This window comes from Pseudoduganella sp. RAF53_2, from assembly GCF_052113985.1.
Taxonomy (GTDB): Bacteria; Pseudomonadota; Gammaproteobacteria; order Burkholderiales; family Burkholderiaceae_D; genus Rugamonas.
On sequence record NZ_JBFRDW010000016.1, the window covers coordinates 1 to 25607 of the forward strand.

The window sequence follows — 25607 nt, forward strand, 5'->3', positions numbered from 1 at the left end:
GCGCCCGCTGCCGCGCCGGTGCCGCAGAAGGGCGACACCGCCTGGATGTTCGTCGCGACCCTGCTGGTGATCCTGATGACCATCCCAGGCCTGGCCCTGTTCTACGGCGGCCTGGTGCGTTCGAAGAATATGCTGTCGGTTCTGCTGCAAGTCTTCATGATCTTTGCGGTCGTGATCGTGCTGTGGTGCCTGTACGGCTACTCGCTGGCCTTCACCGAGGGCAATGCCTTCTACGGTGGCTTCAGCCGCGCCCTGCTGAGCGGCATCTACGATCCGGCCAAGGCCGCCTTCTCGACTGCGRCAACCTTCAGCAAGGGTGTGGTAATTCCTGAGTTCATCTACGTGGGCTTCCAGGGCACCTTCGCGGCGATCACCTGCGGCCTGATCATTGGCGCCTTCGCCGAACGCGCCAAATTCAGCGCCGTGCTGCTGTTCATTGTGCTGTGGTTCACCTTCTCCTACCTGCCGATCGCTCACATGGTCTGGTTCTGGACCGGTCCGGATGCGATCACCAATGCCGACACCCTGGCCAGCGAAACCGCTAAAGCCGGCTTCATCTTCCAGAAAGGCGCGCTGGACTTCGCAGGCGGTACCGTGGTGCACATCAACGCCGCTATCGCCGGCCTGGTGGGCGCGATCCTGATGGGCAAGCGCGTTGGCTACGGCCGCGATTCCATGGCTCCGCACTCGCTGACCATGACCATGATCGGCGCTTCCCTGCTGTGGGTGGGCTGGTTCGGCTTCAACGCCGGTTCCGCTCTGGAAGCCGGCGATATCGCAGCCCTGGCCTTCATCAACACCCTGCTGGCTACCGCTGCTGCAACCGTGGCGTGGGTGTTCGGTGAATGGGTCCTGAAGAGCAAGCCTTCCATGCTGGGCGGTGCGTCCGGCGCAGTGGCTGGCCTGGTGGCAATTACCCCGGCCTGCGGCTTTGTTGGTCCGATGGGCGCGTTGGTTATCGGCCTGCTGGCTGGTATCATCTRCCTGTGGGGCGTGAACGGCCTGAAGCGCATGATCGGCGCCGACGACTCGCTGGACGTGTTCGGCGTGCACGGCGTGGGCGGTATCCTGGGCGCCATCCTGACCGGTGTGTTTGCAGCACCGTCGTTGGGCGGCCAGGGCGTATTCGACTACGTTGCCAACAAGGTATCGGCTGACTATTCGATCAGCGGCCAGGTCCTCACCCAGGCGTCCGCGGTGGGCATTACCATTCTGTGGTCGGGCATCGTTTCCCTGATTGCCTACAAGCTGGTGGACGTCGTCATCGGCCTGCGCGTCTCCGAAGAGGAAGAGCGCGAAGGTCTGGACATCACCAGCCACGGCGAGCAGGCATACCACGCCTGATTTCAGCTCTCGGCCGGCCAAAAACGCCCCCGCGGGGGCGTTTTTTTTTACCCCCGCGGCAAAGGCTGGTGGCAGGCACGCCGTGCCTGCCACTTGGCGTACCGGTTTTGGTTTTTTTTGCTTTCCGGACTTTTATTTACCAGCTATGCCCCAATCTGGTGAGTTCGCCCGTCCCTATTAACAAGGAAGTAACATGGTTCCCCACCTCGTGACGGCCCTGACCGGACCGCTGCTCGACCTCGAAGAGAAAATCATCGCCGCCACGCCGGCTATCGAGCGCTGGTTCCGTCTGGAATGGCAGGAGCATACGCCGCCGTTCTATTGCTCGGTCGACCTGCGCAACGCAGGCTACAAGCTGGCGCCGGTGGATACCAATCTCTTCCCGGGCGGCTTCAATCACCTGGCGACGGAAATGTTGCCGCTGGCGGTGCAGGCCGCTATGGCGGCCATCGACAAATACTGTCCGGACGCGCGCAACCTGCTGGTGATTCCCGAAATCCACCAGCGCCACCCGACCTATATGGAAAACGTGGCGCGCCTGATGCAGATATTCCGCCAGACCGGCCTGCACGTGCGCTTTGGCTCGCTGGACCCGGCCATCACCCAGCCAACCCCGCTGGCTCTGCCGGACGGCAATATGCTGGTGGTCGAGCCCCTGGTGCGCTCGCCAAACGGCCGCCGCCTGGGCCTGAAAGATTTCGATCCCTGCACGATCCTGCTAAATAACGACCTTTCGGCGGGTATTCCATCCATTTTGGAGAATATTCACGAGCAGAGCCTGCTGCCGCCGCTGCATGCGGGCTGGGCGGTGCGCCGCAAATCCAACCACTTCACGGCTTATGACGAGGTGGCCAAGAAGTTTGGCAAGCTGATCGGTGTCGATCCGTGGATGGTGAATCCCTTCCACGCCAAGTGCGGTCAGGTGGACATGGCCACCGGCGAAGGCCAGGAATGCCTGGCGGCCAATGTGGACGCGGTGCTGGCCAAGATCCGCAAGAAGTACAAGGAATACGGCATCAAGGAAAAGCCATTCGTCATCATCAAGCCGGATGCCGGCACCTACGGCAAGGGCATCATTAGCATTCGCGATGCGTCCGAGCTGAAGGATCTGTCGCCGGCCCAGCGCGAGAAGATGTTTGTGATCAAGGATGGCAAGGCGGTGACCGATCTGAATATCCAGGAAGGCGTGCCAACTTTCGAACACATCAAGGAATCCGTGGCCGAACCGGTGGTCTATATGATCGACCGCTATGTGGTGGGCGGCTTCTACCGCATCCACTCCGAGCGCGGCGTGGACCAGAACCTGAACGCACCGGGCCAGCAGTACGTGCCGCTGGCCTTCGCCCAGCAGCACGCGGTGCCGGATGTGAAGGCTAAACCGGGCACGGCGGCGCCGAACCGCTTCTACGTTTATGGCGTGGTGGCGCGCCTCGGATTGCTGGCCGCGTCGCTGGAAATGGAACGCACAGACCCGAATCCGGAAGTGTATTAAGGCCAAACCGGGTGACCCAAGTGGCTGCCACATCGTGGCAGCCACTCGCTTCCGTACCGGGTTTCAGGCATACATCACGGGCCCGCTGGCACTCGGCTACAATTAACCATTACTCAATCCGGAAGTGCCCATGAAAATCGCTTTCCTCGCCGACCCGCTGTCAACGTTCAAGATTTACAAGGACTCGACCTACGCCATGATGACCGAGGCAGCGCGCCGTGGTCATGAGGTGTATGCCTTCCAGCAGCGTCACATGGCGCTGAAAGAGGGCGTCGTCACAGCCCACGTGTCGCGCCTGGAATTGACGGGCGGCGGCCAGAACGACTGGTACAAGGCCCAGCCATCGGAAGACACCAATCTCGGCCTGTTCGACGCCGTCATCCAGCGCAAGGACCCGCCCTTCGACATGGAATATGTCTATGGCACCTATCTGCTGGAGCTGGCGGAAAAGCAGGGCGTCAAGGTCTTCAACAAGCCATCGGCCATCCGCGACCACAATGAGAAGCTGGCGATTGCCCAGTTCAGCCAGTTCACCGCGCCGACGCTGGTCACTTCCGACGAAATGCGCATCCGCGACTTCCAGGCCGAACATGGCGACATCATTCTCAAGCCGCTGGACGGCATGGGTGGCGCCGGCATCTTCCGCGTGAAAGCGGACGGCCTGAACCTGGGCTCCATCATCGAAACCCTGACCCAGCATGGTGCGCGCACCATCATGGTGCAGCGCTACATCCCGGAAATCGTCAAAGGCGACAAGCGCATTCTGCTGATCGGCGGCAAACCGGTGCCGTTCTCGCTGGCGCGCATCCCGCAGGCCGGCGAAGTGCGCGGCAATCTGGCCGCCGGCGGCACGGGCGTGGCCCAGCCGCTGTCCGACCGCGACCGTGAAATTGCAGAGGCAATCGCCCCGGAAGTGGCTGCCCGCGGTTTGTTGCTGGTAGGATTAGATGTGATCGGCGATTACCTCACCGAGGTCAACGTCACCAGCCCGACCTGCTTCCAGGAGATCACCCAGCAGACCGGCTTCCAGGTCGCGTCGATGTTTATCGATGCGGTGGAAGCCCAGGTCCAGACGGCGGGATAACAAGGAAAGATATGGTAGGGATCTTGCTTATGACTCATGCCCCTTTGGGGCAGGCTTTTCTGGCCGCCGTCGCACACGTTTTTCGCGGCCCGGTCGAAAGGCTCGAAGCAATTGATGTGCTGGCTGACCAGGACTTGAATGAAGTGCAAAAACTGGCGGGTGAAGCGATCAAGCGCCTGAACGATGGCTCGGGGGTGCTTGTGATCACTGATGTGAAGGGCGGCACTCCCGCCAATTGCTGTAACAAGCTGGCCGATGCGGGCCAGGTGGAAGTCATTGCGGGCATCAGTTTGCCGATGCTGCTGCGGGCGATCACCTACCGGACCGATACGCTGGATGTCGTTGTTGAAATGGCCCTGGCTGGCGCGCAGAGCGGCGCGGTGAGGGTCGATAACCGTATCCGGGTTACCTGACCGGATATTGTGCAATCCTGATTTGAGAAAACTAAAACAATGATTCAGCAAGAACTCGAAATTATCAACAAACTTGGATTGCATGCCCGTGCCTCCGCCAAATTCACCCAGCTGGCCGCGAAGTTCCAGAGCGACGTCTGGCTGACCCGCAACGGTCGCCGCATCAACGCCAAGTCCATCATGGGCGTGATGATGTTGGCCGCGGGGAAGGGCGCCAAAGTCCTGCTGGAGGCGGACGGTGGAGACGAGCAGGAATGCATCAACGCGCTGGTCGCCCTCGTCAACGATAAATTCGGCGAAGGCGAGTAATGCGGGACGGCAGCCCGATGGCCTCATTCTCCCTCCACGGCATTCCGGTATCGCGTGGCATCGCAATTGGCCGCGCGCACCTGCTGGCGCCCGCCGCGCTGGACGTCAAGCACTACCTGATCGCCGAGGAGCATGTGGAAGCGGAAGTGCAGCGCCTGCAGCAGGCGCTGGCCGCCGTGCACCGCGAGCTGCAAACCTTATGGAACGAGCTGCCGAAGGACGCGCCGACTGAGCTGGGCGCCTTCATCGACGTGCATGCCCTGATCCTGTCGGACCCCATGATTTCCGAGGCGCCGCTGGACATCATCCGCAGCCGCCATTACAACGCCGAGTGGGCGCTGCTGACCCAGATCGACGAGCTGTCCGCCCAGTTCGACGAAATCGAAGACGCTTACCTGCGCGAGCGCAAAGCCGATATCCAGCAAGTTGCCGAGCGTGTGCTCAAGGTGCTGATGGGTTCCGAGCAGCTCATGCCGAAGCAGGGCGAGCTCGAAGGCGACGAATTCCTGGCCCAGATGATCGTGGTGGCCCACGATATTTCCCCGGCCGATATGCTGAAGTTCCGCGACCGCTCCTTCATCGGCTTCGTGACCGATGTCGGCGGCCAGAACTCGCACACGGCGATTGTGGCGCGCTCGCTGGATATTCCGGCGGCCGTCGGCATGTCCACCGCATCGCAGCTGATCGAACAGGATGACTGGGTCATCATCGACGGCGATGCGGGCGTGGTGATCGTCACGCCAAGTGCGCAGGTGCTGGAGCAATACCGCGAGCGGCAGATGGCCGCCATGCGCGCCCGCAAAAAACTGGGCAAGTTGAAAAAGACGCCCGCCATCACCAAGGACGGCACGCCGATTACCCTGCTGGCCAATATCGAGCTGCCCGACGATTGCCCGCCGGCGCTGGAAGCCGGCGCGGTTGGCGTGGGCCTGTTCCGTTCCGAATTCCTGTTCATGGGCCGCGAAGGCGATATGCCATCCGAGGACGAGCAGTTCGAGCAATACAAGAAAGCCGTGCTGGCCATGAAGGGGCGGGTAGTCACCATCCGTACCCTGGATATCGGCGCCGACAAGCCGCTTGATCAAACCGAACACACGGCGCTGAATCCGGCGCTGGGCTTGCGCGCCATCCGCTACTGCCTGTCCGAGCCGCAGGTCTTCCTGTGCCAGCTGCGTGCGATCCTGCGCGCCTCTGCGCATGGCAAGGTGCGCATCCTGATCCCGATGCTGGCGCACGCCTTCGAAATCGAACAGTCGCTGGCCATGATCGAACAGGCCAAGGCGCAGCTGCGCGAAGCGGGCGAGAAGTTCGATCCGGAAGTGCAGGTCGGCGCCATGATCGAGATTCCGGCGGCTGCGCTGGCGCTGCCGATGTTCGTGAAGAAAATGGACTTCCTGTCCATCGGCACCAATGACCTGATCCAGTACACGCTGGCGATCGACCGGGTTGATTATGAGGTGGCCCACCTTTACAATCCATTGCATCCCGCCGTACTTCAGCTGATTTCCATGACCATCGCCGCTGGCCACAAGGCCGGTATCGACGTGGCCGTGTGCGGCGAAATGGCGGGCGATGCCAAGTTGACCCGTCTGCTGCTGGGCATGGGCCTGCGCGAATTCTCGATGCATCCGGCACAGCTGCTGTCCGTGAAGCAGGAAATCCTGAACACGGACCTGGAGCAGATCGCACCGTACACGCGCCGCATCATGCGCTCGATGGACCCGGATGCGATCGCGGACGCGGTCATCGCCCTGCAAGCCCTGTAACACCAAATCCAAACAATTCGGACTCACATGCCTTCGATCGGAATCGTCTCGCCGCAGACCATGCATTTTGCGGAACCCCTTCAGCTACAAAGCGGAGCGTCGCTGCGCGATTACATGCTGATGTACGAGACCTATGGCACGCTGAACGCCGACAAATCCAACGCCGTGCTGGTGTGCCATGCGCTGAACGCTTCGCACCACGTCGCGGGCTATTACGCGGACAATCCGAAAAGCGTGGGCTGGTGGGACAATATGGTCGGTCCCGGCAAGCCGCTGGATACGGACAAGTTCTTTGTCATCGGCGTGAATAACCTGGGCTCCTGCTTCGGTTCCACCGGTCCGATGCACAACAACCCGGAAACCGGTAAGCCTTATGGCGCAGGCTTCCCTGTCGTGACGGTGGAAGACTGGGTCGCTGCGCAGGCGCGCCTGGCCGACCAGCTGGGCATCCGGCAGTTTGCCGCCGTGATGGGCGGCTCGCTGGGCGGCATGCAGGCGCTGGCCTGGTCCATCATGTATCCGGATCGTTTGCGCCACTGCCTGGTGATCGCATCGACGCCGAAACTGTCGGCGCAGAACATCGCCTTCAACGACGTGGCGCGCCAGGCGATTCTGTCCGACCCGGACTACCGCGAAGGCAATTTCTACGAACACGGCGTGGTGCCGAAGAACGGCCTGAAAGTGGCGCGCATGGTGGGGCACATCACCTATCTGTCCGACGACGATATGGCGGAGAAGTTCGGCCGCAAGCTGCGCGACATTGCCACCAATGGCGGCGACTACAAATTCGGCTTTGGCATCGACTTCGAGATCGAGTCCTACCTGCGCTACCAGGGCGACAAGTTTGCCGAATACTTCGACGCCAACACCTATCTGCTGATCACCAAGGCGCTCGATTATTTCGACCCCGCGCGCAAATACGATGGCGATCTGACCAGGACGCTGGCGGGCACCAAGGCCAAGTTCTTCCTGGCGTCCTTCACTACCGACTGGCGCTTCTCGCCGGAGCGCAGCCGTGAAATCGTGCAGGCCCTGCTGGCGAACCGCCGCGAAGTGACTTACGCCGAAATCGATGCGCCGCACGGCCACGATGCCTTCCTGCTGGAAGACTCGCGCTACATGAATATGGTCGGCGCTTACTACGAGCAGGTCTGGAACGAAACGAACAAGGAATCCGCAGCATGACTTTCGATGAGCTGAGCAAAGCCCGTCCCGACCTCGCCTTCATCGCCCACTGGGTAAAGACTGGCGCCCACGTGCTGGACGTCGGCTGCGGCGATGGCGTGATGATGAATTATCTGCAGACCGACAAATCCTGCACCGGCTACGGCCTGGAGCTGGCGGACGAGCAGGTGCTGCAATCCACCAAACGCGGCGTGCGCGTGGTCCAGCAAGACTTCGAGCGCGGCCTGGGCATCTTTGGCGACAACAGCTTCGATACGGTGCTGTGCCTGTCCTCGCTGCAGATGATGAAGCATGTGGAAGATCTGCTGCGCGACATCGTGCGGGTGGGCCGCGAAGCCATCGTGTCCTTCCCAAACTTCGCCTACTGGCCGCACCGCATTGCGCTGGCGCGCGGCCGCATGCCGGTGTCCAAGTCGCTGCCTTATCAGTGGTACGACACGCCAAACGTGCGCTGTGCCACCATCAAGGATTTCCAGGAGCTCGCGGAAGAAGTGGGCCTGGAAGTGATCGAATGCGTGGCCCTGGCCGAAGGCAAGATCGTCAACGTGATGCCTAACCTGCGCGGCGACCTCGCCGTATTCCGCTTGCGCAAGCGGGCAGCGCACTGACCTGTGCTATCTTATTTCGCATGAAAAGGACGCTCAAGCATACTGTCGCGTTGCTGGCGCTGGCGGGCTTCGCCAGTGTGGCGCCTGCGCGCCAGCCGGAAACACAGCAGGATGGTATCCCCGTCAGCAAGCTGTCGCCGGTGCGCATCCTCGCGGATGAAGAGACGGTCGATCAACAATCCAAGCTGCAATACACCCAGCTGCTGCAGGAAGCGCAGAAAGAGCGCTCGCTCATCCCGGCCACCGATCCGCGTGTGCAGCGCTTGCGCGCTATTGCAAAACGCATCATTCCTTACACGGCGCGCTGGAATCCTTCGGCCGCCAACTGGAAGTGGGAAGTGAACCTGCTCGATTCCGACCAGGTCAATGCCTTCTGCATGCCCGGCGGACGTATCGCCTTCTACACCGGCATCCTTGAAAAACTGAATCTGACTGACGACGAAGTGGCCATGGTGATGGGCCACGAAATCTCGCACGCGCTGCGCGAGCACGCGCGCAAGCGGATGGCTGAGTCGTCGGTTACCTCAGGCATCGGCAAGCTGCTGGGGGCCGGCGCCGCGGCTTACTTCGGCCTCGATCCGCGCGTGACGGACACGGTGGCCGGCATCGGCGCGCAAATGGTCAACCTGCATTTCTCGCGCGGCGAGGAAACGGAGGCCGATATTGTCGGCCTGGACCTGGCATCCCGCGCCGGCTTCGATCCGCGTGCAGGCGTCGCGCTGTGGCAGAAGATGAGCGCCGCGAGCGCGCGCCAGCCGATGGAGTTCCTGTCCACGCACCCGAGCGGCGAGACGCGCATCAACGAGATGAACAAGAATCTGCCGCTGGTCCTGCCGGTCTATGCCCGCACACGCGGCCTGTCGGTGGAAGCGCTGCCGCCCTACAAGACCACGCCACTGCCGCCTAAAGCCTGATCGATGTCCTCCACCGTGAAGTTCCACGGCAAGCCGCCGCTGCCTATGCGCGACGGTGTCACGCCAAGTTTTCTCTGGCTGCCTGAAGGCCAATGGCCGGATATGCTGACTTTCATGGCATCCAACTATCCCGCGGTGACGGAAGCGCAGTGGCGCGAGCGTATGGAGCGCGGCGATGTGGTGGACGGGCAGGGCGCACCGCTGATGCCAAACGCACGCTACAAGCAGGGCATGCGCATCTGGTACTACCGTGAGCTGGAGGCGGAAACGCCGATCCCCTTCCACGAAGAGATCCTGTATCAGGACGAACACATCATCGTCGCCGACAAGCCGCATTTCCTGCCGACGATTCCAACCGGCCGCTTCCTGAAAGAGACCTTGCTGGTGCGCCTGCGCCAGAAGCTGGGCATCGAGGAGCTGGTGCCGATTCACCGCCTGGACCGCGAAACGGCGGGCGTGGTGATCTTCTCGGCAAACCTGAACAGCCGCGGCGCCTATCAGTCGCTGTTCCAGAAACGCCTGGTGCAGAAGGAGTACGAAGCGCTGGCCGGCCCGCTGCCGGGCCGCGAATTCCCCTTCGTTTATCGCAGCCGCATGGTGGAAGGCGATAAATTTTTCACGATGAAGGAAGAGCCGGGCGAACCGAATTCCGAAACCATGATTGATGTGGTGGAGCCGCGCGGAGAGCATGTACTGTACCGCCTGTGGCCGCACACGGGACGCCAGCACCAGCTGCGGGTGCACCTGTCAGCACTGGGCATCCCCATCGTCAACGACGTGTTCTATCCGGTGGCGCTGCCGTGCAAGCAGGACGACGTGTCCGCGCCGTTAAAGCTGCTGGCGCGCGCCATCGGTTTCCCTGATCCGCTGACGGGCGAATGGCGCTACTTCGAAAGCAAGCAGCAGCTTTAATCAGCGCTTGACCTGCATGCTGCGCACAAATGCCTTGCCTTCATTGGACAGGAAAGGCCCCAGCTTGCCGTAGCTGACGACAATCGCTTCGTTGCAGGCGCGGCCTGCGTGCGGATAGTCGCTGTAGAAAGCGAGGCCGGTATCTGTAGGGTAGGGCGCCTCAAGTCCGAAGTCGCTATTGAATTCCTTGCAGTCCGTGCGCGGGTTCAGCTTTTCGATCAGCTTGCGCAGCGGGTGCTTTGGATGCTCGTCGCTGCCGCTGCTGAGGCTTGCCTCGCCATCCTTTAGCCAGGCAAGGGTATTGACCTGGTCACCCGTGCGCAAGTCGAAAGTGTGCACGGAGTGCGCGGAATTGCCGTGCGGGCCGCCGCAGTAGTTATCCTGTTCGTTGTCGCCAACCAGCAGGTAATCGCCCATCACCCGGTCTGCCGTCAGGTCGCTTTCCCATCCGCCACCGCCATTCAGCTGGCAGCTGAAGGCGCTGATTGCCTGCTCATTGAGCCAGTGTCTGGTGTATGCATTGATCTTGTGGGCGGCGCTGGAGTTAGCTGTCAGTTCGAAGGCTTCTCCCAGCGGAGACTTGGCGATCCGCAGCGGCAGGCCGGCCACTTTGGCATTGCGATATTCGTATTTGATGGCTTTCAGGACGGGCGCGTAATAAGCCGCGCCACAGCCGCCATCTTCCTGCAAGGGCGCGAGGCGGTTCAGATGGATGGTCAGGCGCTTGCCATCGCCAAGCCAGACGCCTTGCACTTCAACCTCGGTGACCTGGTCGATCTTCCATTTGCCATTTGTCTCGGCCCAAAGATTCCCTTCAGCGGCAGCCAGCTGAATGCCGTTCAGGTGCTTCAGGTAGAAATAGTGGGCGTCGCTTTGCGTGAAGCAGGCGTTGACCGGGCTGTTGCCGATTCGTCCGGTCCATGTACCTTGAATTGGCTGTGGCGCTTCTTCGGCCCAAACGGGACCGGCCGCCAGAGCGGCCATGAAAAACAGGAGTCGCTTCAAACTTCAGTCCTATTCAGTAGGCGCGGACTTCGGGCTGTAGTCGCTGTCCGGCGGCGCCCAGAACATCGGGCCTTTCGGCGAGATTTCCAGGTGATCGCTCAGGCCCTGCTTCTTCAGCTCTCGGCGCAGGCCTTCAACGCCATCTTGGCTTTCGATGACAAAGGCGCGGTCGATCACGTCGCCGTAGTGTTTATTGGTGCTTTCGACCGCGAGTTCGACGAGGTCGCCCTCCGCAGCGATCGACCACAGATGCACATCTTCGTCTTCCGCAAACGTCTTCACGCGCCAGGCGCCTTTCTCGTTCTGGACGAACTGGATCGTATCGAACTGCTCTTCGGTGGCTTCCGACTCTTCGTCGTTGATATAGCTGCTCTTAATACCGAGCAGGAATAGGACAAGTGTGGTTTTCATAGGAGTAACTATAACCATTTTGTCCCGCCTGCGGGTAATTCGGCATACAACAGTGTGTTGCTAATCAGATGGCATAACGCTGCCGTCGGCGCATGGCGCTTACACCGGCCAGGCCAAGTCCCAGCAGTGCCAGCGCTCCCGGCTCGGCCACTTCCGCCGCAGCACCGCCGCCACCGTCGGTGCCGTCACTGCTGGGTTCGAACTCGAGGTTGTCCAGGAAGCTGTACCTGGTGTCCGGTACTTCCATTACGAAGCGGTCGATGCCCATGAAATTGAGCGTGTGCTTGACCATCGCGCCGGTCACGGCAATCGTGACGTTGTATAGCTCGGTCGCCCCCGAATAGCCGCGCAGGGTCACTGAACTGGCGCTGTAATCTTCCAGGTAGACACTCAGAACATCATAGCTGCCACCGAACAGGATTTCGGGAGCATTGCTGTAGGGCGACTCGGCGTTGTAGATGATGGTGATACCTGACGCCGGATGAAAACTGTAGGGCGGGCTGTTGATGAAGTACCAATGATTGAAGGTAAAGCCCTCATAGGTGCCTGGCATGCTGCCGACGTCGCTGTAGGTCAGGTCGTCGAAGGTCAGCAGTCCGGCGTGGGCGGGGATGGTGGCGGTGGTCGCAAGCAATGCGGCGGCCGTCAGGAATTGAGCAAGTTTCATGGTTCCCWCCAGCAAAAGGCTGTCACGTAGGGCAGCTTAAACTGCCAGGGAGCAAGCTTTGTTCCTGCCGGGCTGGCGGCACCTGCAAGCTTCTGATTTCATGGGGGAAGTGACGCGACGGCGGCAAGCGCTGATTCAATCTTGCCGCCCGGATGTAAAAAATGCCGACAGTTACGGATGATATTCAATGATCAACGGTGCGTGATCGGAGAACTTCACTTCCTTGTAGACGGAAACCGTGTGCGCCTTGGAAGCGATGCCTGGAGTTGCGACGTGGTAATCGATGCGCCAGCCAACGTTCTTCGCGTAGGCCTGGCCGCGGTTGCTCCACCAGGTGTATTGCTCCGGGCGCGGATCGAGGCCGCGGTGCACGTCCACGTAGCCGACTTCATCGAACAGCTTGGTCATCCAGGCCCGCTCTTCCGGCAGGAAGCCGGAGTTCTTCAGATTACCTTTCCAGTTCTTCAGGTCGATCTCTTTGTGCGCGATATTCCAGTCGCCGCAAATCACGAATTCGCGGCCCTCTGCGATCAGTTCCTGCAGGTGCGGCAGGAACAGGTCCATGAAGCGGAATTTGGCTAGCTGGCGCTCTTCGGACGAGGAACCGGATGGGCAGTACACGGAAATCACGGTCAGGTTGCCGAAGTCGGCGCGTACGTAGCGGCCTTCGGCATCGAATTCCGGGGCGCCGAAGCCGATTTTCACGGTATCCGGTGCAATCTTGCTGTAAATGCCAGTGCCGGAGTAACCCTTCTTCTCCGCGTAGTGGAAGTGGCCGTGGTAGCCGTGCGGATTCAGGAATTCTTCCGTCATGTCGCCTGCCTGCGCCTTCAATTCCTGCACGCAGATGATGTCGGCGTCCACCGTTCCCATCCAGTTGAAAAAGCCCTTCTTGGCGGCGGAGCGGATACCGTTCAGGTTGGCGGAAATGATTTTTGGCATAGAGGTTCCGGTTAAAATACGGGCACTTTGAACAGAGATGGGTGCACTATGAGTAATTTGAGGCAAGAGTTTATCGCGTTTTCCGTACAGGCGGGAGTGCTGAAATTCGGCGAGTTTACGACCAAAGCAGGGCGCCAATCGCCCTATTTCTTCAACGCAGGTCTGTTCCATGACGGCGCCACGCTGGTGAAGCTGGCGGACTTCTACGCCCAGACCTTGCTGGACTCCGGCATCGAATTCGACATGCTGTTCGGCCCGGCCTACAAGGGCATTACGCTGGCCTCCGCCACCGCCATGGCGCTGGCCAATAAGGGCCGCAACACCTCGTTCGCCTACAACCGCAAGGAAGCCAAGGACCACGGCGAAGGCGGCACCCTGGTGGGCGCCAAGCTGACCGGCAAGGTCGTCATCATCGACGACGTGATCTCGGCCGGCACCTCGGTGCGCGAATCCGTGAACATGATCCGCGCTGCGGGCGCCGAGCCATGCGCCGTGCTGATCGCGCTGGACCGTATGGAACGCGGCGCCAAGGATGGCGTGATGTCCGAACTGTCCGCCGTGCAGGAGGTGAGCAAGAACTATGGCATTCCGGTGGTGTCGATCGGCAGCCTGGCCGACCTGTTCACCTACCTGTCCGCCGACCCGTCGCTTGCACAACACAAGGACGCTGTTGCTGCATACCGCAGTAAATACGGCGTCGAGTAAACCATCGCTCAGCCGTGTGCTAGACTAGGCCGCATGAATATTGCCACGTTGAAAGTATACGGCGACGAGACTGCGTTGGCCGATGTGCGCGACGGCTTGCCCAGCGAGCCGGAGAACGCCTGGCAGAAGGGCGAACCCGGCCCTAGCGGGCGCACGCACATCGATGCGGGCTTTTTCGTCACCATCGGCACGGACCCCAGCCCGGCGGTCGTGCTGCAACAGATCCGCGCCTACCTGGCCGAGTGCCAGGCGCGCGGCATCACCTTTGACGCCGCCAATATCGCCGCCGAACTGCGCGTGGCATACGCCGGCGGCGAAGCCCTCGACTTTTCTCTGGCCGATCTTGAGCTGCTGCTCCAGATGGGCGTCACACTCAGCATCACCAGTTGATGAACATCGTCCTGCGCGTTGTGCTGACGCTCTTTCTGGCCTTCTGCCTGATCGGGTTCGGCATGTGCGGACTGCTTGGCTTTGCCGCCTCGGCGGGGGACGCCGAACCGGGAATCATGATCCTGGCGCTGATCGGCCTCGCAATTGCGGGCGCTTGTGGCTACGCCATCTACAAGATCTGGGCCAAAAAACAGCTTGATGAAAGCGCCGGTCCTGACGCCTGATACGGCGCACATGGTCCACTTGCTGTTCGAGTGGGCTGCGCTGGCAGCCGGCGTGCAGGTTTATCGCTGGCAGCGCCGCCGCGCAGGGCAGGGCGGTATGCTGCAGCCCGGATCGTTTGCGGTGGTGATCGGCTGCATACTTGGCGCGGCCATCGGCAATAAACTCGTGTTCTGGATCGAATGGCCGCAGCTGTGGGCCGAACATGGCGCCAGCCTGCAGGCATGGGCCAGCGGACAGTCCATTGTCGGCGGTCTGCTGGGCGGCTTGATCGGCGTGGAGCTGGCCAAGAAGCTGTCCGGCATCCAGCATTCGACGGGCGATCAATTTGTGCTGCCGCTGGTCGCCGGCACGATCATCGGCCGCATCGGCTGCTTTCTCGCGGGCCTGAACGATGGCACTTATGGTGTCGCCAGCGGCCTGCCTTGGGCCATCGACTTCGGTGACGGCATCCCGCGCCATCCAACGCAAATCTACGACATGCTGTTCRCCCTGATCTGGGGCGGTGGTTTGCTGTATGCGCGTCCGTGGCTGCAGCAAAAGAGCGGTCTTGCATTCAAGTTCTATCTGGCGGGCTACCTGGCATGGCGCCTGCTGGTGGATGCCATCAAGCCCGTGCCTTATCAATATGCCGGTGGACTCAGTGGCATCCAGCTGGTGTGCGTGATTGCGCTGGCCTGCTATCTGCCGCTGCTGTTCAGACAGGCCTTGTCCAAACCAGGATATGCAGAAACAGCTTAGAACATCCGGCCGCGCTACGATGGTCGTCGTGGCACTCGCGCTCATCGGCGGCACCGGCTGCATTTCGACCATGATCCAGAACCAGCGCGGTGCCGCGGCATATCGCACAAGCTGGGATGAGAAGGTGGCAGCACTTGAGGCGAAAAGCGCGCGAGGCGATATGAATGCGCGCGTTGGATTGGCGTTGCAGCTGACCAGCAACTATGCAGGAACCAGCCAGTTTCCGCGCGGCGTGGCTTTGCTCAAGGAAGCGGTACAGGAAAATAATCCCTGGGCAGAATTCATACTCGGCCGGATCATGGTGCGCGGCGCGGGCATTGGCGGCTATGCAGAGACGAGCAAACCTTTTCGTGATGTGGAGCGCGGCTGGGAGCTGCTGCGGCGTGCGGCCAGCCAGTCCTGCCGCTATTCGATCGGACATCGCACGGAAAGTTCGACCGACGTCTTTGCCGGACTGTTCTCCGACGACCGGGTCATGATCAAACCCGCGCCGGAAGAGACGGCACTGTGGCGCGCACGTGGCGTGCTGCATTGTGGCTTTCCCTCGCCGGACGCCATGTACTGGCGCTTCACGTCGGAATCAAAAAATCCGGCAGCGCAAACCGAAGAGCTGGCGCTGCTGATGTTGCTGCCGCCGCGTTCCAGCGAGCTGGCGAAAGCGCAGTCGCTGGCCAGTGCCGACATGCTGGAGGCGGCGCGCCTGCGCTCGACGGCGTTGCGCCGTATGGTTGACGAATCGCTGGCGCGCTACTCTGCGCCCACACTGAAGGAGTGGAAATGAGCCGCAAGACCCGTCCCTATCTGTTTTACGACACCACGACCTCAGTGTGTTCGCAATGTCTGCATCCCGCCGAAGCCAAGATCATCTTCAAGGATGACAAGGTCTATATGGACAAGTGGTGCGGCGCGCACGGCACCGAGCGCGTGCTGGTCAGCGACGATGTCGAATATTACCGCCTGTGCCGCGAAGTCTTCGTCAAGCATCCCGAGATGCCGCAGCAGTTCAATACGAAGATGGCGTATGGCTGTCCGTACGACTGTGGACTGTGCCCGGACCATATGCAGCATTCCTGCCTGTCCGTGGTCGAGATCACCGACAACTGCAACCTGAATTGCCCGGTGTGCTATGCCGAAAGCGGCACGCATCGCGAGCGCCATAAGCCGCTGGAGGAGGTGATCCGCATGCTGGACGCCGTGGTGGCAAACGAAGGCGACGCCGATGTGATGCAGCTATCGGGTGGCGAACCGACGCTGCATCCTCAGTTCTGGGAAATCATGGACGCGGCCATGGCGCGGCCGATCCGCCATGTCATGGTCAACACCAACGGCATCGTGCTGGCGCAGGACAAGGACTTCGTGCGCCGCCTGGCCACGTACGCGCCGGGCGTGGAAGTCTATCTGCAGTTCGACTCGCTGCGCGCGGACGTGCACAAGGAGCTGCGTGGCGCCGACTTGCGCCGCATCCGCCAGCAGGCGCTGGAAAACCTGAATGAAGCAGGGCTGTCGACGACGCTGGTGGTCACCCTGAAAAAGGGCCTGAACGACGACGAGATCGGCGACATCATCGACTTCGCGCTGAAGCAGCCTTGCGTGCGCGGTGTAACGTTGCAGCCGATCCAGGATGCGGGCCGCGTGGAGAACTATGATCCGCGCCTGCATCGGCTGACCGTCTCAGAAATCCGCCGCAAGATCGCCGAGCAGAGCAATCTGTTCTGCTTGCAGGACGTGGTGCCGGTGCCCTGCAATCCGGACACGCTGGCCATGGCCTACGCGATCAAGACGCCGGAACGCACGGTGCCGCTGACGCGCTATCTCGATCCGCAAACGCTGGTGGAAGGCAGCGGCAACACCATCGTGTTTGAGCGCGACGAATCGTTGCGCAGCACGGTCAAGGATCAGGTGTTCAAGCTGTTCTCCACCAATCACTCGCCGGAGTCGCAGGCGAATTGTCTGTCCGAGTTGATGTGCTGTCTGCCGCTGGTCAGTGCGCCGTCCGAGCTACGCTACGACAATGTGTTCCGGGTGCTGATTGTACAGTTCATGGATGCTTACTCGCTGGATGTGCGRGCGCTGAAAAAATCCTGCATCCATTTCGCCCAGCCGGATGGGCGCCTGGTACCGTTCGAAAGCTTCAATCTGCTATACCGCGATGACCGCCGCCTTCAGGCAATCCGTGGCAGCATCGCCGGCCAGTTCGCGCAGCGCACGACGGCGCGCACGATTCCGATCGCAGCGGACTAAGCGCCTGCGAGCAGCGGTTTTTCGCGCTCGACGATTTCAACGATGGCATCGGCCACCGTGCGTACGCGCGGTGAGCGGCGCAGGTCGGGGTGCATCACCAGCCACAGTTTGCGTGTGGCAGGGCAGATGTGCTGCGGTACCGGCTGCAGGCGCGGATCGCAGCGGCCGATGAAGTGGGGCAGCAGCACCACGCCAACGCCGGCCACCGCCGCTTCCAGCAGAATGCCCAGATCATTCGAGCGAACGACGGTATTGCGCCTGCCGGTGAACTGCTCCAGCCATTGCTGCTGGGGCGAGTCGCGCAGGCTGTCGTCGTAGCCAACGAATTCCCATTCCTCTTCGGGACGCGCCAGCCATTCCGGCCGTGCGTAAAGGCCGAAATGCATATCGCCCAATGCCCGCGCCGACAGGCCTGGCGCGGTAGGACGCATCAGGCGGATCGCCAGGTCGGCTTCACGGCGGCTCAGGTTCACCTGCCGCACTTCGCCCACCAGCTCCAGCGTAATGCCCGGCCAGCGCTGGCGCAGCGGCAGCAGGCGTGGCGCGAAGAAGTAGGTTGCCAGCGTGGGCGGCGCCGAAATGCGCACGACGCCGCTCAGGGCCGAAACGCCGCTGGCGGCGCGCGCAAAGGCCTGTGCTTCCTCGTCGATGCGCAGGGCCTGGGCGGCCAGCGTTTCGCCTTCCGGCGTCAATGTCCAGCCGCGCGGCACGCGGTCGAACAGACGCACGGTCAGCGCTTGCTCCAGCATCTCCACGCGCCTTGCCACGGTCGAGTGCTCGACCTTCAGTTTGCGCGCCGCACCGGACAGGCTGCCTTCCTGCGCCAGCGCAAGGAAGTAGCGGATGTCGTCCCACTGRAAGGGAATGTCTGCCAATTTTTGCACAGATTGTGACGATATTTAGGGAATGTTCGAGTGATTATGCACGGAATAGACTGGTCTCGCTGATCAATCAACGGGAGAAGACCATGCAAGACATCGCGATCCGTATGCACACTACCGGCGGCCCCGAAGTGCTCGAAGCCGAAGCCCTGAATCTGCCCGCGCCGGCGCCGGGCGAGGTGCGCGTGCGGCACACGGCCATCGGCGTGAATTACGTCGACATTTACCAGCGCAGCGGCAAGTACGGCGCGCCCGCGCTGCCGTTCATTCCCGGCGCGGAAGCGGCTGGCGTGGTGGAAGCGCTCGGCGACGGCGTGACGGAATTTGTGCCCGGCCAGCGCGTGGCCTATTCGCGTCCGTTTGCAGGCAGCTATGCCAGCGCGGCCAATGTGCCTGCACCATTCCTGGTGCCGCTACCGGATAAGGTGCCGGACGATATCGCCGCAGTGTCGATGCTGAAAGGGATTACGGCCCACATGCTGTTCGCCCACAACCATCCTCTGCGCGCCGGCGAAACCCTGCTGGTGCACGCTGCCGCAGGTGGACTTGGCCTGTTGCTGACGCAGTGGGCCAAGGCGCTCGGCGTGCGCGTGATCGGCACGGTAGGCAGCAGGGAAAAGGCCGAGCTGGCGCTGGCCCACGGCCTGGATCACGCCATCCTGTATCACGAGGAAGACTTCGTGGCGGCCACACTGGCGCTGACGGACGGGCAGGGCGTGCATTTCGCCGTCGATGGCATCGGTGGCGACACGCTGAAACGCACGCTGCAAACGGTGCGGACTTTCGGCATGGTGGCCAGCGTAGGCGAAGTGGCAGGGGCGCCGGGCGGTATTGCCGTCTCCGACCTCGGGCCGAAGCATCCGATCTCGCTCAGCCGCCCCAGCGTGTTCAATTACATGCGCGACCCGGCGTGGTATCGCGCCGGTGCGCTGACGACGCTGGCGCATCTTGAGCGCGGCCTGAAGCTGCCGATTGGCGAGGTGCTGCCGCTGCGCGCTGCGGCGGAAGCACAACGCAAGCTGGAAAGCGGTACCACGACAGGAGCCTTGCTGCTGCGGCCTTGAGCTATACTGCCCTGATGACAAATCGATACGAAGAAGACCGATTCGCCCAGTTCAAAGGGCGTCAGGGCGCAGAGCGCACCATCCACATCTGGGAACCGGCGCAGCCGCGCGCCGTGCTGCTGGCGATACACGGAGGCATGGCGCATGCGGGCGATTACGTGACGCCTGCCTTGTGGTTCAAGCGGTACGGCATCGCCACGGTCGCATTCGACCTGTGCGGCCACGAAAAGGCGCGCCGCGTCGATATTCCGGACTTTGATATTTTTCTCGACGAGGTAGAGCTGTTCCTGCACTGGACCAAGCAGCACTATCCCGGCCTGCCCATCTTCATCATGGGCCATTCGATGGGCGCGCTGATTGCCACGCGCTTCGGCCTGGAGCGCATGGCGCGCGATGAGCAGGTGAAGGGCTTTGTACTGTCATCGCCGTATTACGTGAATGCGATCAAGGTGCCGGCGGTGCTGCAGGGGATGTCCAGCGTGCTGGCACGCTACATGCCGAGCATGAAGGTGCCGCTGGCTTCACTGACCGATGTGCTCACGCATGACAAAGCCATCACGGAGCGTCATCACCGCGATGAAGCGGACGATATTCGCGCGTCCGAATGCACGGTGCGCTTCGGCCATGCTTTGCAGCAGGCGCAGAAGGGACTGGCGGAGAAGATGCCGGCGTGGCGCTGGCAGATGTATGCCGTTGTTGCGGGGGATGACAAGCTGGCCGATGCGAAGGCCACGATGGCCATGCTGGCGACGGTGAATCCGAAGCTGGTGGAAATCAACCACCAGGCTTCGAATTATCACGAGAACTTCAATGAGGTGAACCGCGAAGAGATCTTCGCAGACATCCTCAAGTGGATGGAGGCGCGGGCTTAACCTTCAGCCAGCTTCTTCTTCAGCAGCTCGGTCAGCTGGGCCGGGTTGGCCTTGCCTTTGGAGGCCTTCATCGCCTGGCCGATCAGCGCATTGATGGCCGCTTCCTTGCCGGCGCGGTACTGCTCAACGGACTTCTCGTTGTTGGCGATGACTTCGTTGACGATGGCTTCCAGCGCGCCAGTGTCGGAAATCTGCTTCAGGCCTTTCTGGTCGATGATTACATCGACCAGGTTCGGGTCTTGCGACTTGGCTTCCCACATCGCGCCGAACACTTCCTTCGCGATCTTGTTGGAGATCGTGCCGTCAGCGATGCGCTTCAGCATGCCGGCCAGCTGCGCAGGCAGCACCGGCGCGTCCACGATCTCAACGCCTTCGCGGTTCAGGGTGGACGATACGTCGCCCATCAGCCAGTTCGCAGCAGCCTTCGCGTTCTCCTTGCCCGCAGCGGCAACCACGCCTTCGAAGTAGTTGGCCATGCCTTTGGACGCGGTCAGCACCAGGGCGTCGTACTCAGGCAGCTTGTACTCTTCGATGAAGCGGGTACGCATCACGGCCGGCAGTTCCGGCATATCGGCCTTCACGCGCTGAATCCAGTCTTCGGAAATCATCAGCGGCGGCAGATCCGGGTCGGGGAAGTAGCGGTAATCCTGCGCGTCTTCCTTGGTGCGCATGGCGCGGGTTTCCTTGCGGTCCGGATCGTACAGGCGGGTGGCTTGTACGACCTTGCCGCCGTCTTCGAGCAGCTCGATCTGGCGGCGCACTTCGACGTGCACCGCTTCCTCGATGAAGCGGAAGGAGTTCAGGTTCTTGATCTCGCAGCGGGTGCCGAATTCCTTCTGGCCTTTCGGACGCACGGACACGTTCACGTCGCAGCGGAAGGAGCCTTCCTGCATATTGCCGTCGCAGATGCCCAGCCATACCACCAGGCCGTGCAGGGCTTTGCAGTAAGCCACGGCTTCAGCAGCGGAGCGCATTTCCGGCTCGGACACGATCTCCAGCAGCGGCGTACCGGCGCGGTTCAGGTCAATGCCGGACATGCCGTGGTAGTCCTCGTGCAGCGATTTGCCTGCGTCCTCTTCCAGGTGAGCACGGGTCAGGTTCACGGTTTTGGTGACGAACTGGCCATCCTTCTCGTAGCCGAAAGTCAGCTGGCCGCCTTGTACCACCGGATCTTCGAACTGCGAAATCTGGTAGCCCTTCGGCAGATCCGGATAGAAGTAGTTCTTGCGGGCGAACTGCGACTGCGGCGCGATTTTCGCGTCCACGGCCAGGCCGAAGCGGATAGCGCGCTCGACGGCGGCCTTGTTCATGACCGGCAGCACGCCAGGCAGCGCCAGGTCAACCGGCGATATTCAGCAGCTTCGCTTCGGCGAAGTAGTTGCCGATGATCTGCAAGCCCACTGGGCGCTTGGCGTTCTTCTCGCCTTCGCCGAAACCGGCAGGGATGGACATGCCAGGCAGACCGGCCAGGCTGGTCGACAGCGTAAAGATGTCGGCCATGTAGTTGGCGACCGGATCATCCGCTTTCGAGCCCAGGTCCCAGGCCACGGTCGGCGCCACAGGCCCCATGATCACGTCACATTGCTCGCCCAGCGCCTTCGCGAAGTCTTCGGTGATCTTGCGGCGGATCTTTTGTGCCTTCAGGTAGTACGCGTCGTAATAGCCGTGGCACAGGATGTAGGTGCCGACCATGATGCGGCGCTGCACTTCAGGACCGAAGCCTTGCGCGCGGGTCTTGCGGTACATGTCCTGCAGGTCTTTGTAGCCTTCGGCGCGGAAGCCGTAGCGCACGCCGTCGAAACGGGACAGGTTGGACGATGCTTCCGCCGGAGCCACCATGTAATAAGCAGGAATCGACAGCGCGGTATTCGGCAGCGAGATATCGACCAGGGTCGCGCCCAGTTCGACGAATTTGGCCAGCGCGGCGCGCACGGCCTTCTCCACGTCAGCCGCCAGGCCCTCGCCGARATACTCCTTCGGCACGCCGATGCGCAGGCCGGTCAGCGGCTTGTTCAGATCGCGCGTGTAGTCTTCCGCCACGTTGCCTTGTTCAGGCGTCAGGCTGGTGGCGTCGCGCTCGTCGAAGCCGGTCATGGCGGACAGCAGCAGCGCGCAGTCTTCCGCGGTCTGCGCCATCGGGCCTGCCTGGTCCAGCGAGGAGGCGAAAGCGATCATGCCGAAGCGCGATGCGCGGCCATAGGTTGGCTTGATGCCGGTGATGCCGCAGAACGAGGCCGGCTGGCGGATCGAGCCGCCGGTGTCGGTGCCGGTCACGCCGGGCGCCAGGCGCGCAGCCACGGCCGCCGCCGAACCGCCGGACGAACCGCCTGGAATGGCTGCCTTGTCCCACGGATTCTTCACGGCGCCGAAGGCCGAGTTCTCATTGGACGAGCCCATCGCGAATTCATCGCAATTCAGCTTGCCCAGGGTGACCATGCCGGCAGCCTTCATCTTTTCAACGACCGTCGCGTTGAACGGGCTCACATAGTTGGCCAGCATTTTGGAGCCGGCGGTGGAACGCCAGTCCTGGGTCACGAAAATATCCTTGTGCGCGATCGGCACGCCGGTCAGCGGCGTGGCGGTGCCGGCAGCGATGCGGCGGTCGGCTTCTTCCGCTTGCGCGATGGTCAGCGCGCGGTCGACGTGCAGGAAGGCATTCAGGTCGCTTTTCTCGATGCGGTCGAGGAAGTGGTTCGCCAGCTGGACTGCGGTGACTTCCTTCTTCTGCAGCAGATCGGACAGCTCTTTAATAGTCTTGGTATGCATGGTTCGTTCTTCTGGAAAACCCGAGGCGGGGAGCTGGTGGCTGCCACGCCGTGGCAGCCACCTGTTTTACGCCTCTGGTTCTGTTAGTCGATCACTTTCGGCACCAGGTACAGGCCGTCTTCGGTCTTCGGCGCCACTTTCTGGTAATCGTCGCGGCGATTTGGCTCGGTCGGCGCGTCTTCGCGCAGGCGCAGGGCAACCTGCATGTGAGCGGCCAGCGGATGGCTCAGCGGCGCGACGCCGTCGGTGTCCACGGCTTGCATTTCTTCAGCCAGGGCGAAAATGCCGTTCAGCTTGTCCAGCATCGCAGCGGACTGTTCCTCGCCCATTTCCAGCTGTGCCAGATTGGCAATTCGTTTTACGTCGGATAGTGTCAGGGACATGGCTGTGCGGCGGGCGAACCCGCGTATTTGATTGTCGTATTGATAATTTACTTATTCATTCGCCGATCAACTCGTATTTAGCTGCCAACACCGTTTATTTCAACGGTTGCAGGCACGCACAATAGAGTGGATTTAGGGCAAATATCCTGCAAATTATAAGGTACAATCGCGGGTTAATGCGCTGCTGGAGCTGAATACTCGCCCGGCCGCATTCGTACCGGATACTTTAAATAACGAATTAATGCGCGACCTCGCGCCACAGGACACTCATGTTTGGTTTTTTACGTCGCTATATCTCGTCTGACCTGGCCATTGACCTGGGTACGGCGAACACCCTGATTTATGTACGCGGTTCCGGCATTGTGCTGGATGAACCGTCCGTCGTTGCGATCCGCCAGGAAGGCGGCCCGAACGGCAAGAAAACCATCCAGGCGGTTGGTAAGGAAGCAAAGCAGATGCTGGGCAAGGTGCCCGGCAATATCGAAGCCATCCGTCCGATGAAAGACGGCGTGATCGCCGACTTCACCGTCACCGAGCAGATGCTGAAGCAGTTCATCCGCATGRTGCACGACTCCAAATTCTTCCGCCCATCGCCACGCATCATCATTTGCGTACCTTGCGGCTCCACCCAGGTTGAGCGCCGTGCGATTCGTGAATCCGCACTGGGCGCCGGTGCTTCCCAGGTCTACCTGATCGAAGAACCGATGGCAGCGGCAATCGGCGCCGGCTTGCCGGTGTCCGACGCAACCGGCTCGATGGTGGTCGACATCGGTGGCGGTACCACCGAAGTGGGCATCATTTCCCTGGGCGGCATGGTCTACAAAGGCTCGGTGCGCGTGGGCGGCGACAAGTTCGATGAAGCCATCGTCAACTACATCCGCCGTAACTACGGCATGYTGATCGGCGAGCAGACCGCCGAAGCCATCAAGAAAGCCATCGGCTCCGCCTTCCCGGGTTCCGAAGTCAAGGAAATGGAAGTCAAGGGCCGCAACCTGTCCGAAGGTATTCCGCGTTCCTTCACCATCTCGTCCAACGAGATCCTGGAAGCGCTGACCGACCCGCTGAACAACATCGTCTCCGCCGTGAAGAACGCGCTGGAACAGACCCCGCCTGAACTGGGCGCCGACATCGCCGAAAAAGGCATGATGCTGACCGGCGGCGGCGCGCTGCTGCGCGATCTGGACCGCCTGCTGATGGAAGAGACGGGCCTGCCGGTGCTGGTGGCGGAAGATCCGCTGACCTGCGTGGTGCGAGGGTCCGGCATGGCGCTGGAGCGCATGGACCAGCTGGGGTCCATCTTCTCCTACGAGTAAGGACCGAAAGGGCGGCACTAGCCGCCCTTCTTAATTGGAAGACATGGAATACAGCCCACCGCCACTGTTCAAACAAGGCGCGTCCGCCCGTTTCAAAATGATGGTGTTCGCCGCCATCTCGATTGCGCTGCTCTTTGCAGATTCGCGCATGGATGCTTTGTCGGCTGTTCGCAAGGGAGTCGGTTTCGTGCTGTATCCGCTACAGCAGGCCGCCCTGTTGCCGCGCGACGCCGTGAATGGCGTGGGAAGCTACTTCTCCACGCTGTCGTCGCTGCAGAAACAGGTGAATGACCTCAAGCAGCAGCAGATTGCGTCCTCGATGCAGATGCAGCAGGCGCAGCTCTACCAGGCCGAGAACAACCAGCTGCGCAAGCTGCTGGACGCCAAAGAGCGCGTTCCCGGCAAGAGCATGCTGGCCGAGATCCTGTACGACGCGCGCGACGTCTTTACCCGCAAAGTCATCCTGAACCGCGGCACGCAGCAAGGCGTGCAGCTTGGCCTGCCCGTCATCGATAACCAGGGCGTGGTAGGGCAGGTGACGCGCGTGTTCCCCTTCACCTCCGAAGTCACGCTGCTGACCGATAAGGAGCAGGCGATTCCTGTGCAGGTGCTGCGTAGCGGCCTGCGCTCAGTGGCCTATGGCCGTGGCCAGTCCGGCACGCTGGACCTGCGCTTCATGGCGCCCAATGCGGATGTGCAGGTGGGCGATATCCTGATCACCTCCGGCATCGACGGCGTGTATCCGGCCGGCCTGGCTGTGGCACGTGTGACACAGGTGGAGAATTCCTCCGGCGCCTTTGGCCGCGTCGTGTGCCAGCCGCTGGCAGGCATCGAGCGCAATACGCAGCTGTTGATTCTGACGTCCGTGCCGGAGATTCCGCCACGTCCCCCGGAAGAGGAAGTGGTCAAGCCATCCAAGAAGAAGAAAGACGCTAAGGATGCGGCGCAGCCGGCGGCAACGCCGGCAGCTCCCGCGG

Annotated in this window: 27 protein-coding genes and 1 pseudogene; 20 read left to right on the forward strand and 8 right to left on the reverse strand. The window is 61.5% G+C overall.

Annotated elements, in window-relative coordinates:
* The 10 genes from AB4Z11_RS01965 to AB4Z11_RS02010 all read left to right on the forward strand — a co-directional run.
* Positions 1 to 1344, forward strand: a 1344-nt coding sequence (locus AB4Z11_RS01965; RefSeq protein WP_442022399.1) for an ammonium transporter, incomplete at its 5' end; no start/stop codon positions are given.
* 193 nt (positions 1345 to 1537) lie between these two features.
* A complete protein-coding gene (gene gshA / locus AB4Z11_RS01970; RefSeq protein WP_442022401.1) occupies positions 1538 to 2836 on the forward strand; it encodes a glutamate--cysteine ligase in 1299 nt (432 codons plus the stop codon).
* A 130-nt stretch (positions 2837 to 2966) separates the two neighbouring features.
* On the forward strand, positions 2967 to 3920 hold the full coding sequence (gshB, locus tag AB4Z11_RS01975) for a glutathione synthase (protein WP_442022403.1): 954 nt from the start codon (positions 2967 to 2969) through the stop codon (positions 3918 to 3920).
* A gap of 11 nt (positions 3921 to 3931) precedes the next feature.
* Entirely contained in the window at positions 3932 to 4333 is a 402-nt protein-coding gene (locus AB4Z11_RS01980; RefSeq protein WP_442022405.1) for a PTS sugar transporter subunit IIA, read from the forward strand.
* A 39-nt stretch (positions 4334 to 4372) separates the two neighbouring features.
* Complete coding sequence (locus tag AB4Z11_RS01985; protein WP_442022407.1) at positions 4373 to 4642, forward strand: HPr family phosphocarrier protein; 270 nt, start codon at positions 4373 to 4375, stop codon at positions 4640 to 4642.
* A 17-nt stretch (positions 4643 to 4659) separates the two neighbouring features.
* Entirely contained in the window at positions 4660 to 6408 is a 1749-nt protein-coding gene (ptsP, locus tag AB4Z11_RS01990; RefSeq protein ID WP_442022451.1) for a phosphoenolpyruvate--protein phosphotransferase, read from the forward strand.
* Between the two features lie 27 nt (positions 6409 to 6435).
* Complete coding sequence (metX, locus tag AB4Z11_RS01995; protein ID WP_442022409.1) at positions 6436 to 7593, forward strand: homoserine O-succinyltransferase MetX; 1158 nt, start codon at positions 6436 to 6438, stop codon at positions 7591 to 7593.
* Entirely contained in the window at positions 7590 to 8201 is a 612-nt protein-coding gene (gene metW, locus AB4Z11_RS02000) for a methionine biosynthesis protein MetW (protein WP_442022411.1), read from the forward strand. Before metX ends, metW begins: the two co-directional genes overlap by 4 nt.
* Before the next feature lie 20 nt (positions 8202 to 8221).
* Positions 8222 to 9115, forward strand: a complete 894-nt coding sequence (locus tag AB4Z11_RS02005) for a M48 family metallopeptidase (protein WP_442022413.1) — start codon at positions 8222 to 8224, stop codon at positions 9113 to 9115.
* A gap of 3 nt (positions 9116 to 9118) precedes the next feature.
* The gene (locus AB4Z11_RS02010; protein WP_442022415.1) at positions 9119 to 10027 is read left to right on the forward strand and encodes a pseudouridine synthase; all 909 of its coding nucleotides are present in this window, start codon (positions 9119 to 9121) and stop codon (positions 10025 to 10027) included.
* Here AB4Z11_RS02010 and AB4Z11_RS02015 read toward each other — a convergent pair whose 3' ends face one another.
* The 4 genes from AB4Z11_RS02015 to AB4Z11_RS02030 all read right to left on the reverse strand — a co-directional run bounded on the left by AB4Z11_RS02015 (position 10028) and on the right by AB4Z11_RS02030 (position 13052).
* Positions 10028 to 11032 (reverse strand): hypothetical protein, encoded by a 1005-nt coding sequence (locus tag AB4Z11_RS02015; protein WP_442022417.1) that lies wholly within the window; start codon positions 11030 to 11032, stop codon positions 10028 to 10030.
* Positions 11033 to 11041: 9 nt separating this feature from the next.
* A complete protein-coding gene (locus tag AB4Z11_RS02020; RefSeq protein WP_442022419.1) occupies positions 11042 to 11443 on the reverse strand; it encodes a hypothetical protein in 402 nt (133 codons plus the stop codon).
* Between the two features lie 64 nt (positions 11444 to 11507).
* On the reverse strand, positions 11508 to 12110 hold the full coding sequence (locus tag AB4Z11_RS02025) for a PEP-CTERM sorting domain-containing protein (RefSeq protein ID WP_442022421.1): 603 nt from the start codon (positions 12108 to 12110) through the stop codon (positions 11508 to 11510).
* Between the two features lie 171 nt (positions 12111 to 12281).
* Positions 12282 to 13052, reverse strand: a complete 771-nt coding sequence (locus tag AB4Z11_RS02030) for an exodeoxyribonuclease III (RefSeq protein WP_442022423.1) — start codon at positions 13050 to 13052, stop codon at positions 12282 to 12284.
* 48 nt (positions 13053 to 13100) lie between these two features.
* Between AB4Z11_RS02030 and pyrE the strand changes: the two genes are divergently transcribed.
* From pyrE to AB4Z11_RS02060, 6 genes are read left to right on the forward strand one after another with little or no spacing between them, the layout of a single operon-like run.
* A complete protein-coding gene (pyrE, locus tag AB4Z11_RS02035) occupies positions 13101 to 13757 on the forward strand; it encodes an orotate phosphoribosyltransferase (RefSeq protein ID WP_442022425.1) in 657 nt (218 codons plus the stop codon).
* 33 nt (positions 13758 to 13790) lie between these two features.
* Complete coding sequence (locus AB4Z11_RS02040) at positions 13791 to 14147, forward strand: hypothetical protein (protein WP_442022427.1); 357 nt, start codon at positions 13791 to 13793, stop codon at positions 14145 to 14147.
* Complete coding sequence (locus AB4Z11_RS02045; RefSeq protein WP_442022429.1) at positions 14147 to 14371, forward strand: hypothetical protein; 225 nt, start codon at positions 14147 to 14149, stop codon at positions 14369 to 14371. The genes AB4Z11_RS02040 and AB4Z11_RS02045 overlap by 1 nt, the downstream gene beginning before the upstream one ends.
* A complete protein-coding gene (locus AB4Z11_RS02050; protein WP_442022431.1) occupies positions 14346 to 15110 on the forward strand; it encodes a prolipoprotein diacylglyceryl transferase in 765 nt (254 codons plus the stop codon). Before AB4Z11_RS02045 ends, AB4Z11_RS02050 begins: the two co-directional genes overlap by 26 nt.
* A 28-nt stretch (positions 15111 to 15138) precedes the next feature.
* A complete protein-coding gene (locus AB4Z11_RS02055; RefSeq protein ID WP_442022433.1) occupies positions 15139 to 15891 on the forward strand; it encodes a hypothetical protein in 753 nt (250 codons plus the stop codon).
* Entirely contained in the window at positions 15888 to 17351 is a 1464-nt protein-coding gene (locus AB4Z11_RS02060; protein ID WP_442022435.1) for a radical SAM protein, read from the forward strand. Before AB4Z11_RS02055 ends, AB4Z11_RS02060 begins: the two co-directional genes overlap by 4 nt.
* On the opposite strand, the gene AB4Z11_RS02065 is transcribed toward AB4Z11_RS02060, so the two are convergent.
* A complete protein-coding gene (locus tag AB4Z11_RS02065; RefSeq protein WP_442022437.1) occupies positions 17348 to 18226 on the reverse strand; it encodes a LysR family transcriptional regulator in 879 nt (292 codons plus the stop codon). The two genes, AB4Z11_RS02060 and AB4Z11_RS02065, sit on opposite strands and share 4 nt — an antisense overlap.
* A 92-nt stretch (positions 18227 to 18318) precedes the next feature.
* Here AB4Z11_RS02065 and AB4Z11_RS02070 point away from each other — a divergent pair, with 92 nt between their 5' ends.
* Positions 18319 to 19296 carry a quinone oxidoreductase family protein gene (locus AB4Z11_RS02070; RefSeq protein WP_442022439.1) on the forward strand — a complete coding sequence of 326 codons (978 nt, stop codon included), beginning with the start codon at positions 18319 to 18321 and terminating at the stop codon, positions 19294 to 19296.
* Between the two features lie 14 nt (positions 19297 to 19310).
* A complete protein-coding gene (locus tag AB4Z11_RS02075; protein ID WP_442022441.1) occupies positions 19311 to 20168 on the forward strand; it encodes an alpha/beta fold hydrolase in 858 nt (285 codons plus the stop codon).
* Here the strand turns inward: AB4Z11_RS02075 and gatB are convergent.
* From gatB to gatC, 3 genes and pseudogenes are all read right to left on the reverse strand, one after another.
* Positions 20165 to 21517, reverse strand: a pseudogene (gene gatB / locus AB4Z11_RS02080) (Asp-tRNA(Asn)/Glu-tRNA(Gln) amidotransferase subunit GatB); the annotation flags it as partial. The gene AB4Z11_RS02075 and the pseudogene gatB sit on opposite strands and share 4 nt — an antisense overlap.
* On the reverse strand, positions 21507 to 22934 hold the full coding sequence (gene gatA / locus AB4Z11_RS02085) for an Asp-tRNA(Asn)/Glu-tRNA(Gln) amidotransferase subunit GatA (RefSeq protein ID WP_442022443.1): 1428 nt from the start codon (positions 22932 to 22934) through the stop codon (positions 21507 to 21509). The pseudogene gatB and the gene gatA, both read right to left, overlap by 11 nt.
* An 83-nt stretch (positions 22935 to 23017) precedes the next feature.
* Positions 23018 to 23317, reverse strand: a complete 300-nt coding sequence (gatC, locus tag AB4Z11_RS02090) for an Asp-tRNA(Asn)/Glu-tRNA(Gln) amidotransferase subunit GatC (protein ID WP_442022445.1) — start codon at positions 23315 to 23317, stop codon at positions 23018 to 23020.
* A gap of 269 nt (positions 23318 to 23586) precedes the next feature.
* Here gatC and AB4Z11_RS02095 point away from each other — a divergent pair, with 269 nt between their 5' ends.
* Positions 23587 to 24630, forward strand: coding sequence for a rod shape-determining protein (locus AB4Z11_RS02095; RefSeq protein WP_442022447.1), 1044 nt, complete (start codon positions 23587 to 23589; stop codon positions 24628 to 24630).
* Positions 24631 to 24673: 43 nt separating this feature from the next.
* The coding region (gene mreC / locus AB4Z11_RS02100) for a rod shape-determining protein MreC (RefSeq protein ID WP_442022449.1) at positions 24674 to 25607 on the forward strand (934 nt) is incomplete at its 3' end.

Bases quoted from the DNA above. Each gene is read 5' to 3' on its own strand.
- AB4Z11_RS02075 (WP_442022441.1), top strand. From the start codon at position 19,311: ATGACAAATCGATACGAAGAAGACCGATTCGCCCAGTTCAAAGGGCGT.
- gshA (WP_442022401.1), top strand. From the start codon at position 1,538: ATGGTTCCCCACCTCGTGACGGCCCTGACCGGACCGCTGCTCGACCTC.
- ptsP (WP_442022451.1), top strand. From the start codon at position 4,660: ATGGCCTCATTCTCCCTCCACGGCATTCCGGTATCGCGTGGCATCGCA.
- AB4Z11_RS02045 (WP_442022429.1), top strand. From the start codon at position 14,147: ATGAACATCGTCCTGCGCGTTGTGCTGACGCTCTTTCTGGCCTTCTGC.
- AB4Z11_RS02010 (WP_442022415.1), top strand. From the start codon at position 9,119: ATGTCCTCCACCGTGAAGTTCCACGGCAAGCCGCCGCTGCCTATGCGC.
- AB4Z11_RS02025 (WP_442022421.1), bottom strand. From the start codon at position 12,110: ATGAAACTTGCTCAATTCCTGACGGCCGCCGCATTGCTTGCGACCACC.
- gatC (WP_442022445.1), bottom strand. From the start codon at position 23,317: ATGTCCCTGACACTATCCGACGTAAAACGAATTGCCAATCTGGCACAG.
- metW (WP_442022411.1), top strand. From the start codon at position 7,590: ATGACTTTCGATGAGCTGAGCAAAGCCCGTCCCGACCTCGCCTTCATC.
- AB4Z11_RS02030 (WP_442022423.1), bottom strand. From the start codon at position 13,052: ATGCCAAAAATCATTTCCGCCAACCTGAACGGTATCCGCTCCGCCGCC.
- AB4Z11_RS02070 (WP_442022439.1), top strand. From the start codon at position 18,319: ATGCAAGACATCGCGATCCGTATGCACACTACCGGCGGCCCCGAAGTG.
- AB4Z11_RS02005 (WP_442022413.1), top strand. From the start codon at position 8,222: ATGAAAAGGACGCTCAAGCATACTGTCGCGTTGCTGGCGCTGGCGGGC.
- AB4Z11_RS02020 (WP_442022419.1), bottom strand. From the start codon at position 11,443: ATGAAAACCACACTTGTCCTATTCCTGCTCGGTATTAAGAGCAGCTAT.
- pyrE (WP_442022425.1), top strand. From the start codon at position 13,101: ATGAGTAATTTGAGGCAAGAGTTTATCGCGTTTTCCGTACAGGCGGGA.
- AB4Z11_RS01980 (WP_442022405.1), top strand. From the start codon at position 3,932: ATGGTAGGGATCTTGCTTATGACTCATGCCCCTTTGGGGCAGGCTTTT.
- AB4Z11_RS02040 (WP_442022427.1), top strand. From the start codon at position 13,791: ATGAATATTGCCACGTTGAAAGTATACGGCGACGAGACTGCGTTGGCC.
- AB4Z11_RS01985 (WP_442022407.1), top strand. From the start codon at position 4,373: ATGATTCAGCAAGAACTCGAAATTATCAACAAACTTGGATTGCATGCC.
- metX (WP_442022409.1), top strand. From the start codon at position 6,436: ATGCCTTCGATCGGAATCGTCTCGCCGCAGACCATGCATTTTGCGGAA.
- gshB (WP_442022403.1), top strand. From the start codon at position 2,967: ATGAAAATCGCTTTCCTCGCCGACCCGCTGTCAACGTTCAAGATTTAC.